The sequence below is a fragment of the Kitasatospora sp. NEAU-CNBT7 genome, assembly GCF_057220535.1.
Map to the genome: position 1 here is coordinate 66371 of NZ_JBXQQB010000002.1, position 26063 is coordinate 92433.

23 protein-coding genes and 1 pseudogene are annotated in these 26063 nt (G+C 74.8%); 11 read left to right on the forward strand and 13 right to left on the reverse strand.

Annotation, left to right across the window (positions count from 1 at the left end; genetic code table 11):
- Nucleotides 1-9: 9 nt before the first annotated feature.
- Nucleotides 10-1500, reverse strand: a complete 1491-nt coding sequence (locus AC2TEW_RS03110) for an MFS transporter (RefSeq protein WP_484621700.1) — start codon at nt 1498-1500, stop codon at nt 10-12.
- A 419-nt stretch (nt 1501-1919) separates the two neighbouring features.
- Complete coding sequence (locus tag AC2TEW_RS03115; RefSeq protein WP_484621701.1) at nt 1920-3245, reverse strand: helix-turn-helix transcriptional regulator; 1326 nt, start codon at nt 3243-3245, stop codon at nt 1920-1922.
- A 19-nt stretch (nt 3246-3264) separates the two neighbouring features.
- Here AC2TEW_RS03115 and AC2TEW_RS03120 point away from each other — a divergent pair.
- From AC2TEW_RS03120 to AC2TEW_RS03135, 4 genes and pseudogenes are all read left to right on the forward strand, one after another.
- Nucleotides 3265-3702 (forward strand): annotated as a pseudogene (locus AC2TEW_RS03120) (Gfo/Idh/MocA family protein); the annotation flags it as partial.
- Nucleotides 3703-3756: 54 nt separating this feature from the next.
- Entirely contained in the window at nt 3757-4395 is a 639-nt protein-coding gene (locus AC2TEW_RS03125; RefSeq protein WP_484622049.1) for a Gfo/Idh/MocA family protein, read from the forward strand.
- Complete coding sequence (locus AC2TEW_RS03130) at nt 4392-5645, forward strand: DegT/DnrJ/EryC1/StrS family aminotransferase (protein ID WP_484621702.1); 1254 nt, start codon at nt 4392-4394, stop codon at nt 5643-5645. Before AC2TEW_RS03125 ends, AC2TEW_RS03130 begins: the two co-directional genes overlap by 4 nt.
- Nucleotides 5642-6076: an NUDIX hydrolase gene (locus AC2TEW_RS03135; RefSeq protein ID WP_484621703.1), complete on the forward strand. Its 435-nt coding sequence runs from the start codon at nt 5642-5644 to the stop codon at nt 6074-6076. The genes AC2TEW_RS03130 and AC2TEW_RS03135 overlap by 4 nt, the downstream gene beginning before the upstream one ends.
- Before the next feature lie 142 nt (nt 6077-6218).
- Here AC2TEW_RS03135 and AC2TEW_RS03140 read toward each other — a convergent pair whose 3' ends face one another.
- The 4 genes from AC2TEW_RS03140 to AC2TEW_RS03155 all read right to left on the reverse strand — a co-directional run bounded on the left by AC2TEW_RS03140 (nt 6219) and on the right by AC2TEW_RS03155 (nt 10454).
- Nucleotides 6219-7388: a lactonase family protein gene (locus tag AC2TEW_RS03140; protein ID WP_484621704.1), complete on the reverse strand. Its 1170-nt coding sequence runs from the start codon at nt 7386-7388 to the stop codon at nt 6219-6221.
- 238 nt (nt 7389-7626) lie between these two features.
- On the reverse strand, nt 7627-9171 hold the full coding sequence (locus tag AC2TEW_RS03145) for a WXG100-like domain-containing protein (RefSeq protein ID WP_484621705.1): 1545 nt from the start codon (nt 9169-9171) through the stop codon (nt 7627-7629).
- 297 nt (nt 9172-9468) lie between these two features.
- The gene (locus tag AC2TEW_RS03150) at nt 9469-10335 is read right to left on the reverse strand and encodes a helix-turn-helix domain-containing protein (protein WP_484621706.1); all 867 of its coding nucleotides are present in this window, start codon (nt 10333-10335) and stop codon (nt 9469-9471) included.
- On the reverse strand, nt 10332-10454 hold the full coding sequence (locus tag AC2TEW_RS03155) for a hypothetical protein (protein ID WP_484621707.1): 123 nt from the start codon (nt 10452-10454) through the stop codon (nt 10332-10334). The genes AC2TEW_RS03150 and AC2TEW_RS03155 overlap by 4 nt, the downstream gene beginning before the upstream one ends.
- 281 nt (nt 10455-10735) lie before the next feature.
- Here AC2TEW_RS03155 and AC2TEW_RS03160 point away from each other — a divergent pair, with 281 nt between their 5' ends.
- The 3 genes from AC2TEW_RS03160 to AC2TEW_RS03170 all read left to right on the forward strand — a co-directional run bounded on the left by AC2TEW_RS03160 (nt 10736) and on the right by AC2TEW_RS03170 (nt 14713).
- Nucleotides 10736-12292 carry an FUSC family protein gene (locus AC2TEW_RS03160; RefSeq protein WP_484621708.1) on the forward strand — a complete coding sequence of 519 codons (1557 nt, stop codon included), beginning with the start codon at nt 10736-10738 and terminating at the stop codon, nt 12290-12292.
- Nucleotides 12293-12411: 119 nt separating this feature from the next.
- Entirely contained in the window at nt 12412-13608 is a 1197-nt protein-coding gene (locus AC2TEW_RS03165; protein ID WP_484621709.1) for a permease, read from the forward strand.
- A gap of 178 nt (nt 13609-13786) precedes the next feature.
- Nucleotides 13787-14713, forward strand: coding sequence for an aminoglycoside phosphotransferase family protein (locus AC2TEW_RS03170; RefSeq protein WP_484621710.1), 927 nt, complete (start codon nt 13787-13789; stop codon nt 14711-14713).
- A 141-nt stretch (nt 14714-14854) separates the two neighbouring features.
- On the opposite strand, the gene AC2TEW_RS03175 is transcribed toward AC2TEW_RS03170, so the two are convergent.
- The gene (locus AC2TEW_RS03175; protein WP_484621711.1) at nt 14855-15814 is read right to left on the reverse strand and encodes an alpha/beta hydrolase family protein; all 960 of its coding nucleotides are present in this window, start codon (nt 15812-15814) and stop codon (nt 14855-14857) included.
- 166 nt (nt 15815-15980) lie between these two features.
- On the opposite strand from AC2TEW_RS03175, the gene AC2TEW_RS03180 reads away from it, so the two are divergent.
- The 4 genes from AC2TEW_RS03180 to AC2TEW_RS03195 all read left to right on the forward strand — a co-directional run bounded on the left by AC2TEW_RS03180 (nt 15981) and on the right by AC2TEW_RS03195 (nt 18980).
- Entirely contained in the window at nt 15981-16619 is a 639-nt protein-coding gene (locus AC2TEW_RS03180) for a TetR/AcrR family transcriptional regulator (RefSeq protein WP_484621712.1), read from the forward strand.
- Between the two features lie 84 nt (nt 16620-16703).
- Nucleotides 16704-17201 carry a hypothetical protein gene (locus AC2TEW_RS03185; protein WP_484621713.1) on the forward strand — a complete coding sequence of 166 codons (498 nt, stop codon included), beginning with the start codon at nt 16704-16706 and terminating at the stop codon, nt 17199-17201.
- A gap of 71 nt (nt 17202-17272) precedes the next feature.
- The gene (locus AC2TEW_RS03190) at nt 17273-17527 is read left to right on the forward strand and encodes a hypothetical protein (RefSeq protein ID WP_484621714.1); all 255 of its coding nucleotides are present in this window, start codon (nt 17273-17275) and stop codon (nt 17525-17527) included.
- A 202-nt stretch (nt 17528-17729) separates the two neighbouring features.
- Nucleotides 17730-18980, forward strand: coding sequence for a ricin-type beta-trefoil lectin domain protein (locus AC2TEW_RS03195; RefSeq protein ID WP_484621715.1), 1251 nt, complete (start codon nt 17730-17732; stop codon nt 18978-18980).
- A 61-nt stretch (nt 18981-19041) separates the two neighbouring features.
- Here AC2TEW_RS03195 and iolD read toward each other — a convergent pair whose 3' ends face one another.
- Genes iolD through AC2TEW_RS03225 form a run of 6 tightly spaced genes read right to left on the reverse strand, consistent with a single transcriptional unit; the run spans nt 19042 to nt 26056 of the window.
- On the reverse strand, nt 19042-20970 hold the full coding sequence (gene iolD, locus AC2TEW_RS03200) for a 3D-(3,5/4)-trihydroxycyclohexane-1,2-dione acylhydrolase (decyclizing) (RefSeq protein WP_484621716.1): 1929 nt from the start codon (nt 20968-20970) through the stop codon (nt 19042-19044).
- Nucleotides 20967-21929, reverse strand: coding sequence for a 5-deoxy-glucuronate isomerase (gene iolB / locus AC2TEW_RS03205; RefSeq protein ID WP_484621717.1), 963 nt, complete (start codon nt 21927-21929; stop codon nt 20967-20969). Before iolB ends, iolD begins: the two co-directional genes overlap by 4 nt.
- Before the next feature lie 44 nt (nt 21930-21973).
- Entirely contained in the window at nt 21974-22888 is a 915-nt protein-coding gene (locus AC2TEW_RS03210) for a Cgl0159 family (beta/alpha)8-fold protein (protein ID WP_484621718.1), read from the reverse strand.
- On the reverse strand, nt 22885-23916 hold the full coding sequence (iolC, locus tag AC2TEW_RS03215; protein WP_484621719.1) for a 5-dehydro-2-deoxygluconokinase: 1032 nt from the start codon (nt 23914-23916) through the stop codon (nt 22885-22887). The genes AC2TEW_RS03210 and iolC overlap by 4 nt, the downstream gene beginning before the upstream one ends.
- The gene (locus AC2TEW_RS03220) at nt 23913-24962 is read right to left on the reverse strand and encodes a TIM barrel protein (RefSeq protein WP_484621720.1); all 1050 of its coding nucleotides are present in this window, start codon (nt 24960-24962) and stop codon (nt 23913-23915) included. Before AC2TEW_RS03220 ends, iolC begins: the two co-directional genes overlap by 4 nt.
- Nucleotides 24959-26056 carry a Gfo/Idh/MocA family protein gene (locus AC2TEW_RS03225; RefSeq protein WP_484621721.1) on the reverse strand — a complete coding sequence of 366 codons (1098 nt, stop codon included), beginning with the start codon at nt 26054-26056 and terminating at the stop codon, nt 24959-24961. The genes AC2TEW_RS03220 and AC2TEW_RS03225 overlap by 4 nt, the downstream gene beginning before the upstream one ends.
- Nucleotides 26057-26063 lie beyond the last annotated feature (7 nt).

Consider the following 26063-nt stretch of genomic DNA (forward strand, 5'->3'; position numbering starts at 1 on the left):
CCCGGCTGGTCAGCGGGGGGCCGGTTCGGGTTCGTCGACGGCGCTGAGGGGTTGGGCCAGGGACTCGAGGCTGCGGCGTTCGGCGCGGACGCCGATCGCCGCCTCGACGCCGCCGGCCAGGGTCATCAGGGCCGCGCCGATGCAGAAGGCGAGGGTGGTGTCGGCGGGTTTGCCGCTGCTGACCAGGCCGTTGAAGAGCAGCGGCCCGGTGATGCCGCCGATCGCGGTGCCCACGGCGTAGAAGAACGCGATGCACAGCGCCCGGGTCTCCAGCGGGAAGATCTCGCTGACCGTCAGGTAGGCGGCGCTCGCACCCGCGGAGGCCAGGAACAGCACGGCCGTCCAGCAGGCCGTCATGGTGGTCGCGTTCAGCAGGCCCTGCTGGAACAGGAACGCCGTGGCGAACAGCAGCACCCCCGAGCCGATGTAGGTCCCGGCGATCATGGGCTTCCGGCCGACCGAGTCGAAGAGGTGGCCGAGCAGCAGCGGCCCGAGGAAGTTGCCGACCGCGATCACCGCGAAGTAGTAGCCGGTGTTCCCGGTCGGGACGTCGAAGAAGGTCGAGAGGATCACCGCGAAGCCGAAGGTGACCGAGTTGTACAGGAAGGCCTGGCCGATGAAGAGCGCGAGCCCGAGGACGGTCCGCCGCGGGTAGCTCCGGGTCACCGTACGGGCGATCGTCACGAAGCCGAGGGGACCGCGCGGGCGGATCAGGATGGTGCCCGAGGCCGCGGGCAGCGGCTTCCCGGTCTCCCGCTCGACGATCCGTTCGGCCTCGGCGACCACCTGGTCCGCCTCCTCGCCCCGGCCCTGGGTGTACAGCCAGCGGGGGCTCTCCGGCACATGACGCCGCACCAGCAGGATCACCAGGCCGAGCACCACGCCGATCCCGAACGCCAGCCGCCAGCCGAGGTCGGTGGCGAACAGCGAGGTGTTCAGCAGTGCGATGGAGGCGAAGGCGCCGATCGCCGCGCCGATCCAGAAGCTGCCGTTGATGACCAGGTCGATCCGGCCCCGCACCCGGGCCGGGATCAGCTCGTCGATGGCCGAGTTGATCGCCGCGTACTCGCCGCCGATGCCGAACCCGGTGAAGAACCGGCACAGGAAGAAGAACCAGGCCGTCCAGGAGAACGCCGTCACGGCCGTCGCCGCCAGGTAGACGGCCAGCGTGATCATGAAGAGCCGCTTGCGGCCGAGCCGGTCGGTCAGCCAGCCGAAGAACAGGGCGCCGCTGCAGGCACCCGCCACGTACACGGCCGCGGCGACCGTGGTGACCTGGGCGGTACTGATGGTGATCCCGCTGCCGGACTCGGCCAGCCGGGCGGCGATGTTGCCGACGATGGTCACCTCCAGGCCGTCGAGGATCCACACCGTGCCCAGGCCGATCACGATCCGCCAGTGCCAGCGGGACCACGGCAGGCGGTCCAGCCGGGCGGGTACGTCGGTGCGGATCGGCGCATCGGTCGCGGAACCGACGGCCGACGGCAGCTGGCCGGTCATGACAGCCTCCCGAGGTCACCGCCGGGCGGTCCCGCCCGGCGCTGCCCCCGCGTCTGCCCCGGCCACGGCCCGGCACACCCCGGTCCGGCGAACGCCGGCTTCCTGGGTGACCGGCTCACCCCTGCTCCGCAGGACATCGGCCCGTCGGTGACCGACCCCTCCGGTGCCACCCCGAGGATGCCGCACCACGTCAATGGCCTGGAGCGCAACGCCGTCGCTCCTCCCGGCACGCGCATCATCAGCGCTGACACCATCGGGCAGTCGGGCGACGCCGTCGGTATGGCGAGGACGTCCACGCACGTCGGCGGGCTCAGAACGGCCGGCCAGCAGGCCGCCGCCCGCGGTTTCAAGGGCGCCGCAGCTATCGGTGGAGGGCGGCGAGCGGCGAGCCTTGCCGCCGGGTGCTGCCCGGTGCCCGGTCAGCCGGCCTTGAGCCGGTCCATGAGGTCGGTGACACCGTCGACCTGCCGGTAGGCCGTGAACGCCGGGGCGAGCTCGCGGATCAGGGTGACGCACCGCTCGGCACCGATCCGGGTGGCGAGGTCGAGGGACTGGTTCGTGACGGCGAGGGCCTGTTCGACCTCGCGGGCCCGCAGCAGGCTGCGGGCCTCGTAGGTCAGGAAGATCCCGCGGGTCTTGTCGCGGGATCGCGGCAGCAGGCTCATGCCCTCGTCGATACGCGCGTGGGCCTCGTCGGTGCGGCCGAGGTCGAGCATGCACTGGCCGGAGTCGACGGCCAGGTCCGCCGTGCTCATCCACCGGCACCAGCCGGGTGCCGGGTCGGGGCTGTCGGTCAGCAGGGCGGCCTCGGCGGCGGCCAGGTCGCGGTGGCAGTCGGCGGCGGCGCCGAGGGCGGCGTGCGCGCGGGCCCGGCGAAGGTGGAGGAGGGACCGGGCGGTGGGGTGCCGGGTGTGGACGAGGGCCTGGCCGAGCGGCTCGACGGCTGAGCCGGGCTGGGTGAGCCAGATCGACTGGTAGGCGAAGTCGGAGAGGACGCCGGCGCGGAGGTCGCGGTCGCGGGCGGCGTGTGCATTGGTCAGGGCCGCGCTCCAGAGCTTGCCCGCTGCGAAGTGCCGGCCCTGGTCGAAGCGGTGCCAGCCGCACGTGCTGGCCAGCGAGGCGGCCAGCAGGTGGAGCCGCCGACCGACGGGTTCGGTGTAGCGGCCGTGTTCCAGCAGGTCGGTCACCGTGTCCAGCTGGGCGTCCATCAGCTTGGCGGTGTGCTGGCGCTGTTCGGTCGGAAGGGTGGTGAGCCTGGTGCTGGTGTCCTCCAGCCAGTCGACCAGCTCGGCATCGACCTGTTTTCCGTCCAGGGCGCTGGTGAGCCGGTCGGGTTCGACGGTCGCCCACTGGGTGGAGAGCCCGGCCAGCGCGAGCGCGCTGAAGGTCATGAAGGTGCGGCGGCGGTGGTCCATGGCGGCTCTCTGTCCATCTCGAAGTGCGTGAACGGTGAACGCCGACCCGAGCGGCACCGGCTGTTCCTGACCGGGAAGCCAGTGCGGCCACTCGACGGTCTCCAGGTCGGCGATCGGGACGTCGAAGGCTTCGGCGATCAGGAGCTGGGATTCGATGCTGGGCGTCTTGCGCCAGTTCTCCCACTTGCTGACGGCCGCCTTGTCGGTGCCCGAGCGAAGACCCTCGGGCCGGTTCCTGGCGGCGTGGTGGATCCGGACCGCGAGGTCGGTCTGGGACCAGCTGCGGAGCGCGCGGGCGTACGCGTGGGGGTGCCGGATCTGGTCGTCCACGGGGCCAATCCCATCATCGATGGTGACCGTGAGCCTACTGCGAGCGACGGCGGGACCACCCCGGGACTACAGACAATGCCTGTTCGGTGACCCGCAGTTGGGGCTCTACTCGTCGTGCACCGACGAAGTTCCTTCACGAAGCGGAAGGAGTCCGCACATCAAACGACGCGCTGCAGTCATCGGCCTCGGCCACCAGGCGCTCGAAGACCACCTGCCCGGCCTGCTCGGCTCCAGCAGGGCCGAGCTCGTCGCCGTCTGCGACAGAAACCCCGACACCCTGCGGCAGAGGCAGGAAGCCCTCCAGGTCCCCGGATTCACCCGTGCCGGTGAGCTGCTGGATGCGGTGGCCCCGGACTTCGTGGTCGTCGCCGTCCCGCACCACGCCGGCCGAGAGGTCGTCCAGGAATGTGCCGCCCGTGGCGTCCATGTCCTCAAGGAGAAGCCGTTCGCCACGTCGGTCGGGGAAGCCCGGGAACTCGCGCAGATCTGCCGGGCCGGCCAGGTCGAGCTGATGGTCACCCTCCAGCGGCGCTTCAACCCGATCTACACCAGCGTCGCCGGGATGCTGGACCAGATCGGCACCCCGTTCCTGATCGACGGCCAGTACACCTTCCACACGGATGACCCCGGCGCCGGGTGGCGCGGGGACATCCGGCAGGCCGGCGGCGGCTGCATCCTCGACATGGGCTACCACCTGATCGACCTGCTGCTGTGGTACTTCGGCCTGCCGAGCCGGGTGATCGCCGAATTCTCCACCGCGGCCGTCCCCGGCGGCGGGTACGACGCCCAGGACACCGCCGTCATCCAGCTCGGCTACGACGGTGACCTGTACGGCTCGGTGCTGCTGTCCAGATGGGTGGCCCCGAAGTCCGAGCGCCTGTACGTGGTCGGCACCCGCGGCTCGGTGCTGCTGACCAAGGGCCAGGTCCAGCGGCTCGACCTGGGCGGCGCGGTCGTGGAGGAGCTGACCCGCCCGCACGCACCGGCCTCCGCATCGGCCGCGCAGATCGACTACTTCTGCCGGGTCCTGGACGGCGAGCGGCCCAACACCTCCGGCCCGGAGCAGCACCTCGCGCACGCCGCGTTCATCGCCTCCTGTTACCGGTCCAAGGCAGCGGGGCGCTACATCGACCCGAAGGAGATGCTGTGACCAGTACGCTCGCCCTGCGCGGCGGCAAGCCCGCCGTCACCGCCACGGGCCCGCACTTCACCTGGCCGCCGATCGACGACACCACCCGCGCCAAGGTCGCCGCCCAGCTGGAGGAGTCGATCTCCATCCCCGGCCGGTCCGGCATCGTCGCCGAGCTCGAGGACGGCTTGCAGGACTACTTCGGCGTCCGGCACGCGGTCACCACCAGCTCCGGTACCGCCGCCCTGCACGCCACCTACTGGGCGGCGCGGATCAAGCCCGGCGACGAGGTGATCGTCCCGGCCTGGACCTTCCACGCCACCGCCTCCCCGCTGTTCCACCTCCGCGCGGTGCCGGTGCTGTGCGAGACCCGGCCGGACGGCAACATCGACCCGGACCGGCTCGAGGAGCTGGTCACTCCCCGCACCCGCGCGGTCATGGTCACCCACCTGTGGGGCAAGCCCGCCGACATGACCGACCTCCTCGCTGTGGCGAACGCCCACGGCCTGGTCGTGCTGGAGGACGGCTCCCATGCCCACGGCGCCGGCATCGACGGGCAGAAGGTCGGCACGTTCGGCCTCGCCTCGGCGTTCTCCCTCAACGGTCCCAAGCCGCTGTCCGGCGGGGAGGGCGGATTCGTCCTCACGGACGACGACGACATCCACCACCGGGTCATCACGCTGGCGCACTACAACAAGCGGGCCAGGACCGAGATCCCGGAAGGCCATCCGCTCGCGCGGTACGCGGTGACCGGGGCCGGCCTCAAGCTCCGCATCCACCCGCTGGCCGCGGCCATCGCGCACGACCAGCTCGCCCGTCTCGACGGCTACCTCGCCGGCCGGGCGGAGATCGCCCGCTACCTCAGCGGCCGGCTCGCCCGGATTCCCGGTCTGGAGGTCGCCGGGATGCCCGACGGAGTGACTCCGTCCTGGTACGGGTTGACGCTCACCTACCGGCCCGACGAGCTCGGCGGCCTGCCGATCGAGCGGTTCCACCGGGCACTGATCGCCGAGGGCGCCACCGAGTTCGACCGGCCAGGCTCGACCTGCCCCCTGAACCGGCTGCCCCTCTACCAGCAGCCCAACATGCTGTTCCCCGCCCACCCGCACTCCCACCGGCGCTACAGGCAGGGGGACTTCCCCGTCGCCGAACACGCGCACGCCCACACCATCAAGCTCCCGGTCTGGCATCGTGAGCAGGATCTGGAAGTGGCCGAGCAGTACGTCCGCGCGGCCTCCAAGGTCAGCGACCACCACATGGAGCTGCTGTGACCATCATTTCCCCCGAGTTCGTGGCCGGCCTGGCTGCCGACGCCGAGGCCGCCGGCATCACCGGCTTCGTCGCTGCCGCCGTGATCAACCACGACGGGCGGGTCCTGTTCGTCCGCCGCAACCCCGACGACTACCTGGGCGGGATGTGGGAGATCCCCTCCGGCACCGTCGAGGACGGCGAGACCATCCTCGACGCCCTGCACCGCGAGACCGCCGAAGAAACCGGCCTGACGATCGACCAGGTCATCGGCTACATCGGGCACTTCGACTACACGAACAGCCGCGGCGGCACCACCCGCCAGTTCAACTTCGCCGTCACCACGGAGAAGACCGAACCGGTCGTCCTCACCGAACATGACGCCCACCAGTGGGCCCTCCCCGGCGAGCTCCCCGAGGTCAGCGACGCGGTCCGCAAGCTCCTCGCCGCCTGATTCAGAGCCGTACCCCGGCGGCTCCGGGGCACAGCCCGTCTCTCGGCGCTTCGAGAGACGGGCTGCGGTTTTTGCGAAGCCGTCGGAGACGGGGGCCGGAGGCCCCGGCCTGCCCCGGCCCGGACGGGCCCCGGGCGGTGGCTCAGAAGGCGACGATGCCCTCGCCGCCGACGGCGCCGGGGACCACGTGCGAGCCGAGGGCGGTCAGTGAGCCGTCGCCGTTGACCCGGAACTCGTCGAGGATGCCGTTGATCCCGGTCTGTACGTAGAGGTAGTGGCCGTCCTGGGAGGCGGCGGAGTCGACGGTGCCGGGGTCGGTGGAGGTGTTGCCGAGCGCGGTGAGCGAGCCGTCCGGGTTGAGCCGGTACCCGCTGACGGAGGCGCTGCCCGCGTTGGAGGCGTACCGGAAGTCGCCGGCGGCGGTGATCCAGCAGGTGGCGATCTGACCGGTGGCCGCGGCCGCGGTCTGCATCACCGTGCCGTCCTCGTGGATGTGGACGGTGGCGACCGCGTTCGGGCCGGCCTGGGTGAGGAGCAGCCCGTTGGCGCCGTTGGTGACGAAGCCGAACGGCACCGCGCCGGGCTGCACGGTGACCACGGGGTGCTGGGCGGGTGCGCCGGAGTGCTCGAGGTCGAAGACGTCGATGGCGTTGCCGTTGGCCTTGGTGGTGACGACCAGCTTGGAGCCGTCGCCGGTGAAACCCACCTGGCCGGGGGTGTTGACGAACTGCGGCGTGGCGTCCGGGTCGAGGCCCAGGCAGCGGTTCCAGTCGGCGTGCTGCTCCAGCCGGCCGTGTTCGACGGTGAAGCCCTGGACGGAGCCGCCGTCCAGGGCGTTCAGCACGTAGACCACGTCCCCGTGCACGGCGACACTGACCGGGAACCGGCCGCCGGAGGCGACGACCTGGCGGCGCTCCAGGCGGTCGCCGTCGACCGAGAAGACGGTCACGGTGTCACTGCCCGCGTTCACGGCGTACAGCAGGGCGTGCCGGGGGTCGTAGGTGAGCGAGCCCTGGGAGGCCAGGTGGTCGGCGACTGCGCCGTCCAGCGCCCCGCCGAGGCCGCCGGTGTCGTAGACCGCGGCCTGGGTCAGGCGGCCGTCCTCGGCGCGGTGGTAGGCGACGACCTGGTTGCCCGCGGTGTTGTCGGTCTGCGCGAACACCGCGTGGCGGCCGCCCTGGCCGTGTTCGTGGCCGTGGGCGTGCCCGTGGTCCGCGGGCGCGGCCGGGGAGGCCGAGACGGCGGGGGCGGACACGGCGGCGGCTGCGAGCGCGGTCGCGACGGCGACACCGAGACGGGTGAGTTTCTGCACGATGCACGTCCTCCTGGACGACGGAGTCACTGTCCTGACCGGACGTGCGGGCCCTGGACGGAATGCTTCGATCGGCTCGGCGTCACATCCGGGCGGGCACCGGTCCGGCGCCCGCAGGCGCACCCTATGTGACGCTCTGTCCGATTTCCCGGAGGTGGACGGCCGAGCCGTACGGGGGCACCACGCACCCCCCCCGTACGGCTCAAACCCCGCTCAAGCCCCGCGCGAACCCCGCCCGTCACCCGCCGTACGGACGGCCGCTCTCCCACCCGGCGGGCACCGGCTCCCCGCGGCCGTACGCCCCCTCGGCCTCCTCCTCGGGCGGCCCGGCGGGCCCGTCCGGGCGCCGGTCCTGCGGCGGCGCCGCGCCCTCTCGGACCGGGCCACCGGCCCCCTGACCCGCCTCCGGCCCCTGCTGGCGTCCGAGGCCGGGCCGGCCGGACGTTCCCGGATCGGGCGCACCGGCCGGCGGCGCGAGCGGCGCGCGGCCGGGAACGTCCGGCTCCGGCGCGGGACGGCCGCCGAGGTGGCCGGCCCCGCCGCGGGCCGCGCCCTGACCGCCGCCCTGGCCGCCGGGGCCGACCTGGCCGCCTTGGTGGCCGAACCCGCCGGGCTGCGGCTCGGCGGCCGGGGACGCCTTCGGCTGCGGCGCCGGAGCCGCCGTACCGCGGTCGCTCTGCGCGGTGCGCTGGTCCGGCACGAAGGGCCCGGAGGCGCGGCCGGCCCGCGGGCCGCGCGCGGCCGGGGCATCGGCCGCATCGAACGCGCGGGCCACACCGGGGAGGAACCCGCCGCCGCCCGGCCCGGCACCGGCGGACACCAGGTCGGGCGCCTCGTCCGCGCGGTGCCCCGCGCGGTGCGCGCCACCCCCGCCGGCGACCCCGCCCGCCAGCTTCAGCAGACCCGGCCCGGACGAGGCGGCCGGCGAGGTCAGGATGCCCTGCATCTCACGGCTGTGCGCGTCCTCGTTCTCGGTGAGGTTGCGCGCCACCTGGTCCATCCGGTCGGCGGTGCCCCGGAACGCGCCGAGCAGCCGCTTCAGTACCTCCGTACCGACGGTGGTGGCGATCTGCTCGACGGCGGCGAGCAGCAACCGGCCCAGCGCGTCGCCGGGCCGCCCCACATCCAGCCCCTCGAGGATCCGCCGGAACGAGTCACCGTGTGCGTCGATCCCGTCCGCGTGGCGCCGCAGTTGCAGCGCGCAGGAGGCCAACTGCTCGAGGTCCACCCCGAACCCGCTGCCCTGCGACGGCCCCGACCCGCCGCCGCCCGTCAGGCCGCCCAGCACGGCCTCCACCAGATCACCCACCGGCTGCGCCAGCGCCTGGCCGAGCGCGGACACCGCCTCCTCCAGGATGGTGGAGGCGATCTGCCTGGCGGCCGCGACGATGGCCGCCGTGCTCCACGGCCCGGTCGCCGACGCCACCGCCAACTCACCCTGAGTGGTGACCAGTTGGACGAGAGTCGCGGCCTTGCAGCCCTCCACGACCAGCGCCGCCGCGTTGAGCGCGGTCGCGGCGGCCCCGCAGCCGTCGACCACCAGGCGCGAGAACGTCGAGACGGTGCCCCACATCTCGGCCAGCCGGTCCGCGGACGCGCCGTGGTAGGCCCCCTGCAGGGCGGTGAGAGCCTTGTCGGCGTCCAGCTGGACGGAGTCGAGGGTCGAGGCGAGCTTCCTCAGCTCGTCCGCGAGCCTGACCACGTCGTCCTCGTTCACCTGGGGCCACTCCAGCCCCAGCAGACCGAGTACGGCCCCGAGTTCCGGCGGTAGTTCCAGTGCCACGGTTTCCCCCCTGGCCCGTGCTGCGCGCCGTCGGGCGCACGGGCGGATCGGACGCTCCCAACGCTGCCGCCGTCGCGGCCCGCCCGACGACCGGGTGCGCGGCGGGCCCGGACGCGCGCGGCGTGAGCGCGCGCCCGGGCCTCCAGGAGGCTAGCCAGCGTCCGCCGGGCCGGGCTTGGACAAATTTGCGCCCGCCCGACCGCGCCCGCCGGCCTGCTGGTCCGCGCACTACCCGGCCTGCTGCGCCGCGCCTTGCCGGGCCGCGCACTGCCGGCCCGCGCACTACTGGCCCGCGCGCTACTGGGCGAGCGCGCCCTCCACCCGGCGGGCGGTCACCAGCTGACCGGGGGTGGCGCCGGCCAGCGCCCGGAACTCCCGATTCAGGTGCGCCTGGTCGTAGTAGCCGCAGGCCGCCGCCACGGCGGCCGGGCCGGCGTCCCCGCCCGCCAGCATCGCGACCGCGCGGTGGAAGCGCAGCACCCGGGCCGAGGCCTTGGGGGCCAGTCCGACCTGATCGGTGAAGCGGCGGATCAAGTGCCCCTGGCTCCAGCCCACTTCCTCGGCGAGCCGGGCGATCGGGACGGTGCCGCCGCTGCCGGCCAGCAACTGCCAGGCCCGGCCGACCTCGGGTGCGGGCGCGGGACCCTGTCCGAGCCGGGCCAGCAGGACGGCGTCCAGCAGGTCGAACCTGGCCGCCCAGTCCCGGGTGGCCGCCAGCCGCTCGACCAGCTCCCCGGCCCCCGGCCCGAGCACGTCCGCCAGCTCGACCGCGTGGTTGGTCAGCGCCCGCATCGGGACGGCGAACAGCCGGTAGGCGCCCAGCGGCGTCAGCTCCAGCCGGATCGCCTCCTGCCCGCCCGGGTGCTCGCAGAGCGCCGGCCGGTCCTCCAGACCGACCACCAGCGAGCCGATCCGCCCGCTGCCGGGACCGGGCACGCCCAGCCGGCTGACCTGGGTGAAGGGCTCCGCCAGGTTGATCACCACGACGGCCCGGCCGGTCGGGACCACCCGCACCCGGTACGGTGAGGACCCGGCCTCCCAGTACCCGGCGTAGCTGCGCAGATAGGGCCGCAGCCCGGGGTGCCACGGCCGGCTCACCCGCCAGCGGCCACCGAGCCGCGCGACCACGACACCCGCACCGGTCGTCCCGGCGGGCCGGCTCACCCGGACGCCCGCCGGTCGGCGGGGGAGAGCGCCGGGCGGGCCGGGGCGGGACCGGTGGGTGCGGCGGGACCGGCGGGTGCGGCGGTGGGCCTGCTGCCGGAGGGCATTCTGTCGCGCATGCGGTCAGCTCCATCGACGAAGGTGGCGAACGGGTGGAGCGAGCGGAACCTGACGGGGTGTCCGAGGCGCCGCCCCGACACCGTACCCGTCCGTCCGGGACCGTTCGAGGGCGTCCGGGATCCGATGGCCGAAACCCCACGCCTCCCCGGGAACGGCAGGACGGCCGTGTCGGCCGATGACCGGCCCGCCCCGGACCGCGCCGACGCGGGCCGCGCCGCGCCGGCCCGGGGCGCTCGGCGACCTACGTCGGCGATCACCGCCGGAGCGCCATCATGGGGGCATGACGAGGTGGCAGCGGCTCACCGCGGCGGCCCTGCGCGAAGGGCTGCGCCTGGAGTGGTCCTGGCCGGACCCGGTGGCGGTCGCCCGCAGCCTGACCGGCGTCGTCGTGGCCGTCGGGACGGCCCTCGCCTGCGGATCCCCGCCGGCCGCCGTCTCGGCCGGCAGCGGCGCGGCCATCGCGGGGGCGACCGCGTTCCAGCAGAGCGCCCGTGGCCGGATTCCCCTGGTCGCCGCGGTGTCCCTGGCCCTGGGGGCGGCCACCCTGGTGGGCGCGCTCACCGCCGCGCACCCGGTGCCGTATGTGGGCGCGGTCGTGCTGTGGAGCTGGGGAGCCGGCCTGCTGTGGGCCCTCGGCCCCAACGCCGGGGTCATCGCGGCGGCCGCCACCGTCCTGCTGCTGGGGGCGGCGGCGGTGCCGCAGAGCGCCGGCCACGCGTTCGCCGCGGCCGGGCTCGTGGTGGCCGGCGGCCTCACCCAGGCCGTACTGCTGGCCGTACGCCCGGGCCGGCGGTGGCGGGTGCAACGGGAGGCACTGTCGGACGCGTACCGCGCCCTCGGGCGGTACGCGCGCGACCTCGCGGCCGACCCGGGGGCCGCCTTCGATCCGGAGCCGCTGGTCCTCCTGCGCGGGACCTTCACCCTGACCGATCGCCAGGCCGCCCGCAGGCCGGCCGCCTTCCGGACCCTCCATGGGCTGCCGGAGCGCATCCTTCCCGCCCTGACCGCCACGGCCCGGGCCGACGCCGCGGGGTCGCCGGCCGGGCGTACATCGGCCCGGGCGCTGCTGACCGCCGCCGGTGACGTCCTCGACCTGGTCGCCGCCGACCGGGCCCGGGACGCCGCGGACCGGGCGCTGGGACGCGTCCACCGGGCCGCGGCGCGGTGCGACGGCCAGGCCGAGGAGGCCCGACGGCTGGACCTGCTGCTGACCCGGGCGGTCGAGCTCGTACACGGCGCCGCCACCGCCGCGGGCCCGGACACCGGAGCCGCCCACGGCCCGGCCGGCGAGCGGCTACGGCGCCCGGGCCCGGCCGCCGCGTTCACCGGCGCCGTGCGCAGCGTCAGGGACCAGCTGTCCCCGGCCTCGCCCGTGCTGCGCCACGCGGTCCGACTGGCCACCGTCACCGGCCTCGCCGTGGTGCTCGCCCGCGGTGCCGGCCTGCGGCACGGCTACTGGATCGCGCTGACGGCCGTGATGGTCCTCAGACCGGAGACCTCCCGTACCCGCGCCCGGTGCGTCGCGCGGACGGCCGGGAACGCCGTCGGCGTCGTGCTCGCCGCCGCGCTGACGGCGCTGTGGCACCCGGGGGCGGAGGCGGACGCGGTGCTGGCGGTGGTGTTCATCGGCTGCGCCTACCTGCTGGCCAGGACCGGGTACCTCGCCCTGAGCGCCGGTCTGGCCGCCGCGATCCTCTTCCTGCTCGCCGCCACCGGGACCGTCGTCGACTCGGCGGTGGCCGCGCGCCTGGCGGCCACCGCGGTCGGTGGAGGCATGGCGCTGCTGGCGCACGTCCTGCTGCCGGACCGGGCCGGCGCGGCCCCGTCACCCGCGTGACGTGCCGAAGGACGGCCGGACCGGGCAGGTTTCAGCCGGGCGGCCCCGTCTCGGCCGGCGGCTTCGGGGAACGGATCCCGGCGACCCCACCGCTCGTACCAGGAGAGGACGCCGCACCCATGGGCGCCGTGCTGCACGCACTGAGGATCACCGGTTCGATGACCTGGAAGATCACCTGGGCCCTCATCCTGGGCTTCGCGCTGTCCGCGGTGGTGCAGGCCGTGGTCCGCCACTCCACCGTGGTACGGCTGCTCGGCGACGCCCGCCCCCGCACCCTGGCGGTGGCGACCGGGCTGGGCGCGGCGTCCTCCTCCTGCTCGTACGCGGCGGTGGCGCTCGCCCGGTCCCTGTTCCGCAAGGGCGCGGACTTCACCGCGGCGATGGCGTTCGAGATCGCCTCCACCAACCTGGTGATCGAACTCGGGGTGATCCTGGCCCTGCTGATGGGCTGGCAGTTCACCGCCGCAGAGTTCACCGGCGGCCCGCTGATGATCGTCGTACTGGCCGTGCTGTTCCGGCTGTTCCTGCGGGAGCGGCTGCTCGCGCAGGCGCGGCGGCAGGCCGACCGCGGGCTGGCCGGCTCGATGGAGGGGCACGCAGCGATGGACATGACCGTACGGCGCCCGGGCGGCTTCGCCCGGCGGCTGTGGTCCGCCGAAGGGTTCACCGCGGTGTCGCACGTGTTCGTGATGGAGTGGGCCGCGATCATCCGGGACCTGGCCGTCGGCCTGCTGATCGCCGGGGCGGTCGCGGCCTGGGTCCCGGACAGCTTCTGGCAGGCGTTCTTCTTCAGCGGGCACCCGGTCGCCGCCAAGATCTGGGGCCCGCTGATCGGGCCGGTCGTGGCGATCGCCTCGTTCGTCTGCTCGATCGGCAACGTGCCGCTCGCCGTGGTGCTGTGGAAGGGCGGCATCAGCTTCGGCGGGGTCGTCGCGTTCCTCTTCGCCGACCTGTTGATCCTGCCCATTCTGAACATCTACCGGAAGTACTACGGCCCCCGGATGGCCCTGTTCATCCTCGCCACCTTCTACACCGCCATGGTGCTCGCCGGGTACGCCGTCGAACTGGTCTTCGGCGGACTCGGCCTGATCCCGGACCAGGCCGACGCCGAGGTCCCCACCGACGGCGTCTCCTGGAACTACACGACCTGGCTGAACATTGTCTTCCTGCTGCTCGCCCTGGCCCTGGTGGTCCGCTTCTTCCGGACCGGCGGCGCGCGGATGCTCCGGGCGATGGGCGGCGGCCCGCCGCAGCACGCACCCGGCGACACACCCGACCCGGCGACACCCGGACGGCCTGCCCAGGAGCCGCGCTGACCGGTCCGGCGGCGCCCGGCCGGAGGGGGCGGGAGGCGTCCGGCCCGGAAACCGGTTGACCGGGGGCGCCGGGAGGCGTTTGCTTCATGGTCGGCCCGCAACCCGGTGACGATGTGTCGCCCGGGCCGCGGGCCGACCGCCCGTGCACCGGCCCGGGAGATCGACCAGGGGAGCCGCCATGAGCATCGGCAGGATGCACGCCGCCGGCCCCGCCCTGGTACGGCGCCTGCTCGCCGCCCAGTTCCCGCGGTGGGCGCACCACCCGGTCGAGCCGGTCCGGTCGGCCGGGACCTCCAACGCGATGTACCGGCTCGGCGAGGACCTGGTGGTACGGCTGCCCAGGATCGCGGGCGCCGCCGCCGACGTGGCCCGGGAACACCACTGGCTGCCCCGGCTCGCGCCCGAACTGCCCGTCGCCGTCCCCGATCCGCTCGGCCTCGGGACGCCCGGCTGCGGCTACCCCTGGCCTTGGTCGGTGTACCGCTGGCTCGACGGCGAGACCCCGGCCGTCGGTGCGGGCGGGCTTCCCGACCCCGCCCGGCTGGCCGGGGACCTGGCGGACCTGCTGCACGCCCTGCGCCGGATCGACCCCGCCGACGGCCCGGCCTCGTACCGCAGCGAGCCGTTGGCCGCCCGCGACACCGAGACCCGCTCCGCCTTGGCCGCGCTGCGCGCCACCGGCGACACCGGGCACGCCGGCGAGACCGCTGACGTCGATGCCGATGCCGCGGCCGAGGTCTGGACGGCGTCGCTGCGGGCCGCCGGGCACCCCGGCCCGGCCGGCTGGATCCATGCGGACCTCCAGCCCGGCAACGTGCTGCTGGTCGACGGACGGCTCGGCGCGGTCATCGACTTCGGCTGCGCGGGGATCGGCGACCCCGCGGTGGACCTGATCGCGGCCTGGTACCTGCTGCCCGCCGCGGCCAGGGGAGAGTTCCGCGCGCGGCTCGGCGACGACGACGCGGCCTGGTCCCGCGGCCGCGCCTGGGCGCTGTCGGTCGCTCTGATGGAGGCCTCCTACTACCGGACCACCAACCCGGCGATGGCGGCCACCGCACGCCACGTGATCGCCGAGGTCCTGGCGGACCACCGGCACGACCGCTGAGGCCCGAGGAGGCGTCGGGGCGCCCCGGCGGTGGCCGGGGCGCCCGGGTGAGGCTCGGCGCGAGGGAACGGATCTGTCAGCCGGTGCGGAGCGAAGTGCGCTGCTGCGCAGTGGTGTTCCGCCGTGCCGGACGGGTGGGGGTCACTTGGACTCGACCCGTCCGAGCGGGTCCGGTCCGGCGGTGAGCTGCTCGACCGCCGCAGGCCAGGCACCGTCCCCGGGGAAGAACTCGCTGCGGAGATAGGCGGTGGTGAGCCGCTGGACCGCGTCGACCCGGGCGGGGTTCTCGTCCGTGGTCTCGGCGACGTCGTACCCGGAGATCCCGCCGAGACCGTGCTCCGCGCCGAACAGCGTGAGCAGGGACTTGCGGCCGGGGGACAGGACGTACGGGTCGGTGTGCCAGGCCGGGCCCGCCACGGTCATGTGGGGGGAGTGGTCGTTGTCACCGGCCACCACCAGGGTGGGCGTGGTCATCCGGGAGAAGTCCGCGGTCAGGAAGAAGGGGAAGTTCTCGGCGATGGGCCCGGTGAGCGCATCACCCCCTCGGCCCGGCGCGGCGAGCAGCAGGCCCGCGGTGATCCGGGGTTCGGTCAGGTCGACCACGGTGCCGGTGTCGGGGTCGGTGAGCCGGGCGCCCAGCAGCAGGCTCGCGGTGTGCCCGCCCATCGAGTGCCCGGCCACGGCCACCTTGCCGTGGTCCAGGCGTCCGCGGAGCTGGGGGACGGCGGCCTCGATCAGGTCGAGGCGGTCGAGGATGTGCGACATGTCCTCGGCGCGCGAACGCCAGTACAGCGGCGCCCCGGGCGTGGCGGGGTCCAGGTGCAGCGTCCGCGAGCTCAGATGGGTCGGCTGGATGACGGTGAAGCCCTGCGCCGCCCAGTAGTTGGCGAGCGGGGCGTAGCCGTGGGAGGAGGAGAGGTGGTTGGAGGGTCCCTGGCCGTGCGAGAGCAGGATGACCGGCAGCCCGCTCCCGGTCACCGGGGCACTGACGCGCAGGTGCAGGTCGACGGGCCGGCCGGGGACCGGCAGCACGACCGGGTCGACCGAGAGGACGGGGGTGGAGGTGCTGACGGTGTCGGTCACCTGGGCCGGTGAAGTCATGGGGAAGCCTTTCTGTTCCCGCGCTGCGGTGCCGGTGGTGTCTGGCCAGCGGCGGGTGAGGCGGACAGGAGGGTGCGCTTCGGCTAAGCTCGAAGCGGAACCTTGTTCCAGATACGATACGGAACGCCGTTCCGTTTAGTCAACCACCGTCCGGACGGAGAACGCGGTGTCCATCGAAGGCCAGTCGACGGAAGGCCAGTCGGCGGAAAGTCGGTCGGCGGAAAGCCAGTCGGCTCAGGGGTCGAACCGCAGCAAGCGGGCCGACGCGCAGCGCAACCAGCAGGCGCTCCTCGCCGCGGCGGCGGAGGTGTTCGCCACCTCCGGCATCGACGCGCCGATCCGCACGATCGCGGCCACGGCCGGCGTCGGCGTCGGGACGATCTACCGCCACTTCCCGGCCAGGGCGGACCTCGTCGTCGCCGTCTACCGCCACCAGGTCGAGGCCTGCGCCGAGGCCGGACCCGCCCTGCTCGCCGCAAGCGACTCCCCTTTCGCCGCGCTCCGCCAGTGGGTCGACCTCTTCGTCGACTTCCTGGTCACCAAGCACGGACTCGCCAACACCATGCAGGCGGACAGCGGATTCGACGCGCTGCACTCCTACTTCCTCGACCGCCTGGTGCCCGTCTGCGCCGACCTGCTCGACGCCGCCGCCGACGCCGGCGAGATCAGGCCCGGCACGCACGCCTACGAGCTGATGCGCGGCATCGGCAACCTCTGCATCGGACGCGACAGCGACCCCCGCTACGACCCCCGCCGACTGATCGACCTGCTGCTCCAGGGGCTGCGGCAACCACCGTCCCCCTGATGCCACCGATTTGGCGCATCGCCCGGAGCTCCGATAGGACAGGGCGACGTGGGGGACACCGAAGGGGGAGCTGTCGTGTCGGGTGTGCAGATCGCAGTGGAGTACGTGTTCGCCTGGCTCACCGGCCGGGAGGATGCCCAGGAGGACGCCGAACTCGCCGACGGAACACGCCGGTTGTACGAGGCGGTGGCGCGCAGGCTCGGCCCCGATCCGGCACTGGAGCGGGCCCGCGAGGAGGCCGCGGCGCCCCACCCGCAGCTGTCGGAACGCACCCGGCGCCGACTGGCGGACTCGCTCGCGGACGCCGCCGAACGCGACCCCGGCTTCGCCGAGGAACTGCGGGAGCTCGGCGCCCGGCTGCCCGTCTCCGACCGGCTGCGCCGGCTCGACCAGGCCGACGCGGCGGCGGCCGCGGTGTACAACACCATCAGTGGCGGGTCCCTGCGCGGGCACGTGGTGCAGGCGGGGGTCATCACCGTACCCGCCTTCGACGCCGCACCCCGCGACCCCCACCCCGGCGGGATCCCGGACCCGTCGCCGGCCCCGGAGGACCGCACCCCGGCGGAGCCGCACCCCGGCTGAAGGCCGCTGACCGGCCCGGCCGGCCCCGTCCGAGCGGCTGCGCGGCGGTCACCACCACGGTCGCCGGCGGGTTGGACGGCGAGCACGCCGAGCCGACCGCCGTCGCCACCGTCGCCACCTGCCTCGGCCGCCCGGGTCGCGCCTCCGGCCTCGGCCTCGGCCGCTCCGGTATCGCCGCCGACCTCGCCTTCGCGGTCACCGGTGCCGCGTCGGCCGTCCGCCGGGAGCCCCGCGAGCGGAAGGGCGAGCGGCAGGACGAGACGTCGGCGCCGAACAGCCCCGGGCCGGGACCCGGCGGCCCCGCCCAGCCGGCCCCGCCGCCCTGACGGACCGTAGGGCGCCGGGCCGAACGGGCCGCCGTGTCCAAGTCATTGACAGGGTTTCGTCAGGAGAGTTCACTTCGTGAAGAAAGGTCCCGGCCGGGCCACCCACTCACCCGGCCGGCGGGCCTTTGGCCGGGGTGCCCCCATTCGGTCGACGCCACAGGCGGGCCGACACCCACCAACCCGCATCCGAGGCGGTCTTCGCATGCCTTCATCGATACATCGACACTCCCTCGCGGCCACCCTCGGGGTGGTCCTGGCCCTGCTCGCCGCCCTCAGCTGGGCGCCGGCCCCGGTGGCGGCGGCTCCGCTCCCCGTTCAAGCAGTGAACTTCGAGGACAACTTCGACGGCCCGGCCGGGGCCGGCGTCGACTCCGGCCGGTGGCAGACCGAGACCGGGGACAACGTCAGCAACCACGAGCGCCAGTACTACACCGCGGGCAACGCCAACGCCGCGCTGGACGGCCAGGGCCACCTGGTGATCACCGCCCGCCGCGAGAACCCGGCCAACTACCAGTGCTGGTACGGCAGCTGCCAGTACACCTCGGCGCGGCTGAACACCTCGGGCCGGTTCGCCCAGGCCTACGGGCACGTCGAGACCCGGATGAAGATCCCGCGCGGCCAGGGCATGTGGCCCGCGTTCTGGATGCTGGGCGACGACATCGGCCAGGTGGGCTGGCCGAACAGCGGCGAGATCGACGTGATGGAGAACGTCGGCTTCGAGCCCGGTGCCGTGCACGGCACCATCCACGGACCCGGGTACTCCGGCAGCGGCGGCATCGGCGCGGGCTACAGCCTGCCCGCCGGCCAGGCGTTCGCCGACGCGTTCCACACCTTCGCGGTCGACTGGGCGCCCGACTCGATCAGCTGGTCGGTCGACGGCACCGTCTACCAGCGCCGCACCCCGGCCGATCTCGGCGGCCGCAGCTGGGTGTTCAACAAGCCGTTCTTCATCATCCTCAACCTGGCCGTCGGCGGCTACTGGCCCGGCGACCCGGACGGCTCCACCGCCTTCCCGCAGCAACTGGTGGTGGACTACGTCCGGGTGACCACCGGCTCCACCGCACCGGCCGGCGGCTCCCTCACCGGCCTGGCCGGCAAGTGCCTGGACGTGGCCGCGGCCAACACCGCCAACGGCACCCCGGTCCAGCTCTACACCTGCAACGGCACCCCCGCCCAGCGCTGGACGGTCGGCGGCGACGGCACCATCCGGGCGCTCGGCAAGTGCCTGGACGTCTCGGGCGGCAACACCGCCGACGGCACCAAGGTGCAGCTGTGGGACTGCAACGGCACCGGCGCCCAGCGCTGGTCGTACAACGCGGCCAGCCACGACGTGGTCAACGTGCCCGCCAACAAGTGCCTGGACGTCACCGGCAACAACCCCGCCGACGCGACCCCGACCCAGATCTGGACCTGCACCGGCGGCGGCAACCAGAAGTGGACGCTCAACCCCTGACCCCGCCTCGCCCCGCGCCCCACCCCCACCGGCACCCCGCCCGCCCCCCCGGCGGGCGGGGTCACAGGTGGCGCCGCTGCCGACGCTTCCCCTCGTCGTAGGCCCGGCGGGCCTCCGCGGTGGCCTTGAGGGTGGAGACCTCCGCCACCGGGACCTCCCACCAGGCGGGGGCACCGTCGTGCGCGGGTGCGGCCGCCGGTGCGGTCTCGACGTACACGGCGGTGGGCCGGTCGGCGCCGCGCGCGGTGCGCAGGGCGGTGCGGAGCTGCTCGACGGTGTCGGCCCGCAGGACGTCCAGGCCGAGGCTGGCCATGTTGGCCGCCAGGTCGACCGGCAGCGGATCACCGGTGTAGCCGCCGTCCGGCGCCCGGTAGCGGTACGCCGTGCCGTAGCGGTCGGCGCCGACCGCCTCGGAGAGAGCGCCGATCGAGGCGTAGCCGTGGTTCTGCACCAGCACCGGGATGATCTTGATGTGCTCCTGGACGGCGGTGACCAGCTCCGTCGGCATCATCAGGTACGTGCCGTCGCCGACCAGCGCGAACACCTCCCGGTCCGGGTCCGCCAGCCGGACCCCGAGCGCCGCCGGGATCTCGTACCCCATGCAGGAGTAGCCGTACTCGACGTGGTACTGCCGCGGATCGCGGGCCCGCCAGAGCCGGTGCAGGTCACCGGGGAGCGAACCGGCCGCGTTGACCAGCACGTCGCGTTCGCCGAGGGTCTCCTGGAGCACGCCGAGCAGCTGGGTCTGGGTGGGCCGGGCCGCCGGGTCCGGGGCGTGGTACGCCCGGTCGACCAGCAGCTGCCAGCTCCGGGCCGAGGCCGTGCACAGCTCGCGGTGCTCCCGGTCGACCCGGTGGCCGGCCAGCTGCGCGGTCAGCTGCTCCAGCCCGCTGCGGGCGTCGGCCACCAACGGCTCGCCGGCCAGCTTGTGGGCGTCCGGCGCGGCGATGTTGAGGTTGACGAAACGGACGCCCGGCGCGCCGAACAGGGTGGCGGACGCGGTGCTGAAGTCGGTCCAGCGGGTGCCGACACCGATCACCAGGTCCGCCCGCCCGGCGGCGTCGTTGGCCGCGGTGGTGCCGGTGTGGCCGACCGCACCGAGCTGCGCGGGGTGGTCCCAGGGCAGCGAGCCCTTGCCGGCCTGCGTCTCGGCGACCGGGAGACCGGTCGCCTCGACCAGGGCCGCCAGCGCCCGTTCGGCCCCGCTGTGGTGGACACCGCCGCCCGCCACCAGCAGCGGCCGGCGGGCGGCCCTGATCAGCTCGGCGGCGCGGGCCAGCTCCCCGGCGTCCGGCTGCGGCCGGCGCAGCCGCCAGACGCGGTCGGCGAAGAAGGTGGCCGGCCAGTCGTACGCCTCGGCCTGGACATCCTGCGGGACGGCGAGCGTCACCGCCCCCGTGTCCACCGGGTCGGTCAGCACCCGCATGGCGTGCAGCGCCGCGTCGATCATCATCTCCGGCCGCCAGATCCGGTCGAAGTAGCGGGACACCGGACGCAGCGCGTCATTGACCGTCAGATCGCCCGAGGACGGCGACTCCAGCTGTTGCAGCACCGGGTCGGCGGGGCGGGTCGCGAAGACGTCGCCGGGCAGCAGCAGGACCGGCAGCCGGTTGACGGTGGCCAGGGCGGCGCCGGTGACCAGGTTGGTGGCGCCGGGGCCGATCGAGGTGGTGACGGCGTGGGTGGCGGCCCGGCCGCGCTGACGGGCGAAACCGACGGCGGCGTGCACCATCGCCTGCTCGTTGCGGCCCTGGAGGAACGGCATGCCGTCCGGGCCGTCCTGCCCGGCCTGCCGCAGCGCCTGCCCGAGACCCGCCACGTTGCCGTGGCCGAAGATGCCCCAGCAGGCCGCGATCAGCCGCTGCCGGTGGCCGTCGCGCTCGGTGAACTGGTGGGCGAGGAAGCGCACCAGCGCCTGGGCGGTGGTCAGCCGGACGGTGGCACCGGGTGCTTCGGGTACCACCTGTACCTCGGGAGTGGCGGCGGTCATCGCTCGGGACCTTCCGTCGGTGCGGGTGCGGGTGTTGGCGCGGGTGCCGTTCCGTGGGCGCGTGCCGTGCACATCGGCAGCCGCGGGTCCGGGGCCTGCCCGGTCCAGGTCCGCCGGACCCAGGCGTGCGCCGGGTCGTCACAGATCAGCCAGGCCCGGGTGGCGCCCGGCCCGGCCATCGCGTTGAGGTAGTACATGTCGTACCCGGGGGCCGCCATCGACGGGCCGTGGTAGCCGTCCGGGACCAGCACCGCGTCGCCGGTGCGGACCTCCGCGAGCACCTCCGAACGGGTCCGCTCCCCGGACGGGTAGACCCGGTGGTAGCCGGTGCCGGGCGTGCCGGCGGGGGAGTCGGCGATGGTGAACCAGTAGATCTCCTCCAGCCGGCTCTCCTCGCCCGGGCGCTCCCGGTCGTGCCGGTGCGGCGGGTACGAGGACCAGTTCCCGGCCGGGGTGAGCACCTCGACCGCGATCAGCCGGTCGGTGGCGAAGGCGTCCACCCCGGCGAAGTTGTTGACCTGCCGGGTGCTGCTCCCGGCGCCGCGGATCTCCACCGGGACCCGGTCGGCCGGTCCGTGACGGAAGGCCAGCCGCCGCTCGCACCGGGCGCCGGTGAGGGCGAACCGGCCGCCGGCCGCACTGGCGACGGTGGCCCGGCCGTCGCGCGGCAGGTAGGCGAAGTCGCTGACCGCGGCGAACACGTCGGGCCGCCCGTGCAGCTCCAGCGTCCGGCCGTCGCAGGTGACCTGGGCCGAGCCGGACAGCGGCAGCACGATCCACTCGCTGTCGCCGGTGTCGAAGGTCCGGGACGCGCCGGGCGCCAGGTCGAGGATCCGCAGCGAGGTGTAGGTCCAGCCGGCGGTCGCCGGGTCGATCCGGCAGCGGTAGCCGTCGCGGGCGGCGGTCCCGTCGGGCAGGTGCAGCCGTACGGGGGCGGGGCCGGGCGGGTCCGCGGGCACGGGGTCTCCTCGGGGTGTCGGGGGCGGGAGGGAACGGGTGCCGGTCAGCGCTCCAGCAGCGAGACGGCGGTGTCGATGGCGCCCGCGACGTCGCCGTCCGGCGGGTAGAGCAGGGTGCGGCCGATCATCAGACCGCGGATCTGGGGGATCCGCAGGGCCCGTCGCCACGACGCGAACAGCGCGTCGCGGTCGCCGCCGCCCTCGCCGCCGAGCAGCATCGCGGGCAGGGTGGTCGAGGCCATCATCCGCTCCATGTCCTCGACCACCGGCACCTTGAGCCAGGTGTGGGCGGTGGTGCGGCCGAGGCCCTGGGCGATGTTGTTGGCCCACATCTGGTCGTCCGCGGTGAGCCGGTTGACCACCCGCCCGCCCTCCCGGCGGGAGCTGAACGGCTCGACCATGGCGATCAGCCCGCGCTCGTTCAGCTGGTCGACGGCGTGCGCCGCACTCTCCAGGGTGGTGGCGGTGCCGTGGTCGCCGGGGTCCAGGCGCAGCAGCAGCTTCCCGCCGTCCAGGCCCGCCTCGGCGATGCCGCGGGCGTCGTAGCCGGTGAAGCGGTCGTCGAGTTCGAAGGCGGCGCCGGGCAGCCCGCCGCGGTTCATCGACCCGAGCACCAGCTTGCCCTCGAGGGCGCCGAGCAGGGCGAGGTCCTCCACCAGGTCGGCGGTGCCGAGGAACCCGTCCACGCCCGGGCGGGCCAGCGCCTCGACGCAGCGGGCGAGCAGTTCGTGGCGGTCGCCCATCGCGGTCGGGGAGCCGCCGGCCGCCAGCGCCCCGCGCGCCGGATGGTCGGCGGCCAGCACGAACAGCGGCCGGGCCAGCGCCGCCCGGTCGAAGCGCGGGCGCAGCAGCAGCGCCTCGGCGACGGCCCCCGGGTTGGTCGCCCGGACCTCGGTCAGCTGGGCCAGATCGGGGCGGCGGCGGGCGGCCAGGGTGAGCGGGCCGGGGTCGGCGGTCACAGGCTCACGTCCCGGTGGCGGTGGGCGGCCAGGGTGAAGGCGCGCGGCGGCACGGACAGCGGCGGGTCCTCGGGGTGGCGGCGGGCGTGGCGCCAGAGCAGCTCGGTGACCTCGTGCGGCTCGGGCATGTCGTCGGCGCAGGCGAGCCGCCCGGCGACCAGCGCGCCGGCGGCGTTGGCGGTCTCGATCACCTCCCGCAGCGGACGACCGGCGAGCAGCCCCGCGGCCAGCGCGCCGCCGAAGGCGTCGCCCGCGCCGAGACCGTTGACCACCCGGACGGTGACCGGCTCGACCACCACCTCCTCGGTGGGGGTGCGGGCCAGCACGCCGCGCGGGCCCTGCTTGATGACGGCGAGCCGGACCCCGCGCGCCAGCAGCAGGTCGGCGGCCTTGTCGGGGTCGCAGGTGCCGACGGCGACCTTGGCCTCGTCCAGGTTCCCGACGGCGACGGTGGACAGCTCCAGCGCCCGCGCGTACCAGTGCCTGGCGTCCTCGGGCCGGGCCCAGAACGAGGGCCGCCAGTCCAGGTCGAGCACGGTGTCGGCGTCGGGCGCGCGCAGTGCCGCCGCCTCCAGGGTGGTGGTCCGGGAGGGCTCGACGGCCAGGCCGCCGCCGGTGATCCAGATCATCCGGGCCCGGGCGAAGGCCGCCAGGTCGAGGTCCTCGCAGGTCAGGCACTGGTCCGGAGCGATCGGCGAGCGGTAGAACAGGATCGGGAAGTCGTCCGGGGGATGGATCTCGCAGAACACCACCGGCGTCTGCCGGCCCGGCACCGTCACCACCTGGCTGTCGTCGACGCCGAAGCGGCGCAGCGCGGTGCGCACGTACGGGGCGAAGCGGTCGTCGCCGACGCCGGTGGCGACCGCCGTGCGCAGGCCGTGGCGGGCGGCGGCGACGGCCACGTTGGTCGCGGTGCCGCCGAGCGAGCGGGCGAAGGTCTCCACCTCGGCGAGCGGTACCCCGGTCTGCTGGGGGTAGAGGTCGACGCCGACCCGGCCCAGCGTGATCAGGTCGTGGGGTCGCTTCATCCGGCCGGTGTCCCCTCGGGCGCCAGGGCGAGCAGGAAGTCCAGGCCCGCCCGGACGTCCGCGACCGGGCCGCTGCCGGGTGCGGGCTCGCCGGTGAGCACGGTGTCCTGCTCCATCACGTACCAGCCGCGGTAGCCGGACCGCTCCAGCAGCGGGACCAGCGCGGCGATGTCCACGTCGCCCTGCCCGAGCGGCCGGTACAGCCCGGCGGCGACGGCCTCGGCGTAGCCGACCTCGCCGGACCTGACCCGGGCGGCGGCCCCGGCGTCGACGTCCTTGAGGTGGACGTGGGCGATCCGGTCGGCGGCGCGGCGGGCCAGGTCGACCGGGTCGGTGCCGCCGGCCAGCAGGTGGCCGGTGTCCAGGCAGAGCGGGGCGTCGCCGCCGTCCAGGACGCGCCGGACCTCCTCGGGACGCTCGACCATGGTCCCGATGTGCGGGTGGAGGGCGGCGGTGACGCCCTCCGCGGCGGCCAGCTCGACGATCCCGGCGAGGTTGGCGAGCAGGGTGCGCCAGCCGCCGGTGTCCAGGGCGGGCCGCTGCTCGTAGCCGTCCCGGCCGGTGGCGGCGGCCAGCACCAGGGTGCGGGCGCCGCAGCCGGCCAGCGCCCGCAGCGCGGTCCGCACCACGGGCAGCGGGTCGTGTCCGGGCTCGTGCAGGACGACCGGGACGAAGCCGCCCACCGCGGCCAGCCCGTACGAGCGCAGGGTGGCGGCCCGCTCGGCCGGGTCGGCGGGCAGGAAGCCGTCCGGGCCGAACTCGGTGGCGGCCAGGCCGAGTCCGGCCATCTCGGCGAGCACCCGCCCGGCGGACAGCTGGTGGCCCCAGCCGGGGACCTCGCACACGCCCCAGGAGATCGGCGCGGCCGCGATCCGGGGCCGCAGCGCGGCGGGGGCGGGCCGCCCGGGCGCCGGCTGCCCGGCCAACGGCCTTTCGGTGGCGGGTCGTTCGGTGGCGGGTCGTCCGGTCAGGGGCTGTCCGGTGAGCGACTGTCCGGTCGTCGGCTGCCCGGTCGTCGGCTGCCCGGTCGTCGGCTGCCCGGTCATCGGGCGGCCTCCTGCGCGGGCAGGGCCCGCAGGGCCGCGGCCGAGCGGACGCTGTCGACGGCGACCGGCGAGCCGAGCGCCCGGGACAGCTCGCAGGCCTCGGCGGCGAGCAGCGCCTCCAGCGCGTCGTGGCCGGTGCAGGGGCTCGGGCGGCGGCCGCGGGCGACGTCCAGGAAGACGTCGAGTTCGGCCAGGTACGCGTCGTGGAAGCGGCTGAGGAAGTCGGGCCACGGCTGCTCCGGCGCGGCGGGCCCGGCGGGTTCGGCCGAGGTGAGCGGGGTGCGCCCGTCCAGGCCGGCGGTGATCTGGCCGAGGCTGCCGCTGACCTCCATCCGGACGTCGTACCCGGCGCCGTTGTACCGGGTGCCGGTGCAGCTGACCAGGGTGCCGTCGTCGAGGGTGAGCAGCGCGGCCGCGGTGTCGACGTCGCCCGCGTCGGCGAAGAACGGCTCGCCGCGGTTGGAACCGGTGGCGTACACCTGGAGGATCTCCCGGCCGGTCACCCAGCGGACGGCGTCGAAGTCGTGCACCAGGCAGTCCCGGTAGAGGCCGCCGGAGGTGGGCAGGTAGCCGGCCGGCGGCGGCGCCGGGTCGGCGGTCACCGTCCGCAGGGTGTGCACGAAGCCGAGCTCGCCGGAGCGGTAGGCGGCCCGGGCGGCGGTGTAGCCGGCGTCGAAGCGGCGCTGGAACCCCATCTGCAGCGCGGTGCCGTTGCGGTCCACCTCCCGCAGGGCCCGGATGGTGCCCGCCAGGTCGGCGGCGATCGGCTTCTCGCAGTACGTCGGCAGCCCGGCGCGGGAGGTCCGGACGATCAGGTCGGCGTGGGCGTCGGTGGCGGTGGCGACCACCACCGCGTCCGGGCGGGCAGCGAGCACCGCGTCGACCGTGGCGAGCGCGGTGACCGTGGCGGTGCCGGTGCCGGTGCGGGCGGCGCCGCCGGTGCGGGCGGCGCCGCCGGTGAGCCGGGCGGCCGCGGCCAGGGCGCGGTCCGGGTCGGCGTCGGCGAGCAGCAGTTCGGTGACGGCCGGGTGGCGGGCGAGGGTCGAGGCGTGGAAGAGGCCGATGCGGCCTGTACCGAGGAGACCGACACGCATGGGTGGG

Coding starts and splice junctions, on each gene's coding strand:
- AC2TEW_RS03110 (WP_484621700.1), bottom strand. CDS start 1,500: ATGACCGGCCAGCTGCCGTCGGCCGTCGGTTCCGCGACCGATGCGCCG.
- AC2TEW_RS03125 (WP_484622049.1), top strand. CDS start 3,757: ATGGTCACCCTCCAGCGGCGCTTCAACCCGATCTACACCAGCGTCGCC.
- AC2TEW_RS03155 (WP_484621707.1), bottom strand. CDS start 10,454: ATGCGCGACAGAATGCCCTCCGGCAGCAGGCCCACCGCCGCACCCGCC.
- AC2TEW_RS03160 (WP_484621708.1), top strand. CDS start 10,736: ATGACGAGGTGGCAGCGGCTCACCGCGGCGGCCCTGCGCGAAGGGCTG.
- AC2TEW_RS03165 (WP_484621709.1), top strand. CDS start 12,412: ATGGGCGCCGTGCTGCACGCACTGAGGATCACCGGTTCGATGACCTGG.
- AC2TEW_RS03170 (WP_484621710.1), top strand. CDS start 13,787: ATGAGCATCGGCAGGATGCACGCCGCCGGCCCCGCCCTGGTACGGCGC.
- AC2TEW_RS03175 (WP_484621711.1), bottom strand. CDS start 15,814: ATGACTTCACCGGCCCAGGTGACCGACACCGTCAGCACCTCCACCCCC.
- AC2TEW_RS03195 (WP_484621715.1), top strand. CDS start 17,730: ATGCCTTCATCGATACATCGACACTCCCTCGCGGCCACCCTCGGGGTG.
- iolD (WP_484621716.1), bottom strand. CDS start 20,970: ATGACCGCCGCCACTCCCGAGGTACAGGTGGTACCCGAAGCACCCGGT.
- iolC (WP_484621719.1), bottom strand. CDS start 23,916: ATGAAGCGACCCCACGACCTGATCACGCTGGGCCGGGTCGGCGTCGAC.
- AC2TEW_RS03220 (WP_484621720.1), bottom strand. CDS start 24,962: ATGACCGGGCAGCCGACGACCGGGCAGCCGACGACCGGGCAGCCGACG.
- AC2TEW_RS03225 (WP_484621721.1), bottom strand. CDS start 26,056: ATGCGTGTCGGTCTCCTCGGTACAGGCCGCATCGGCCTCTTCCACGCC.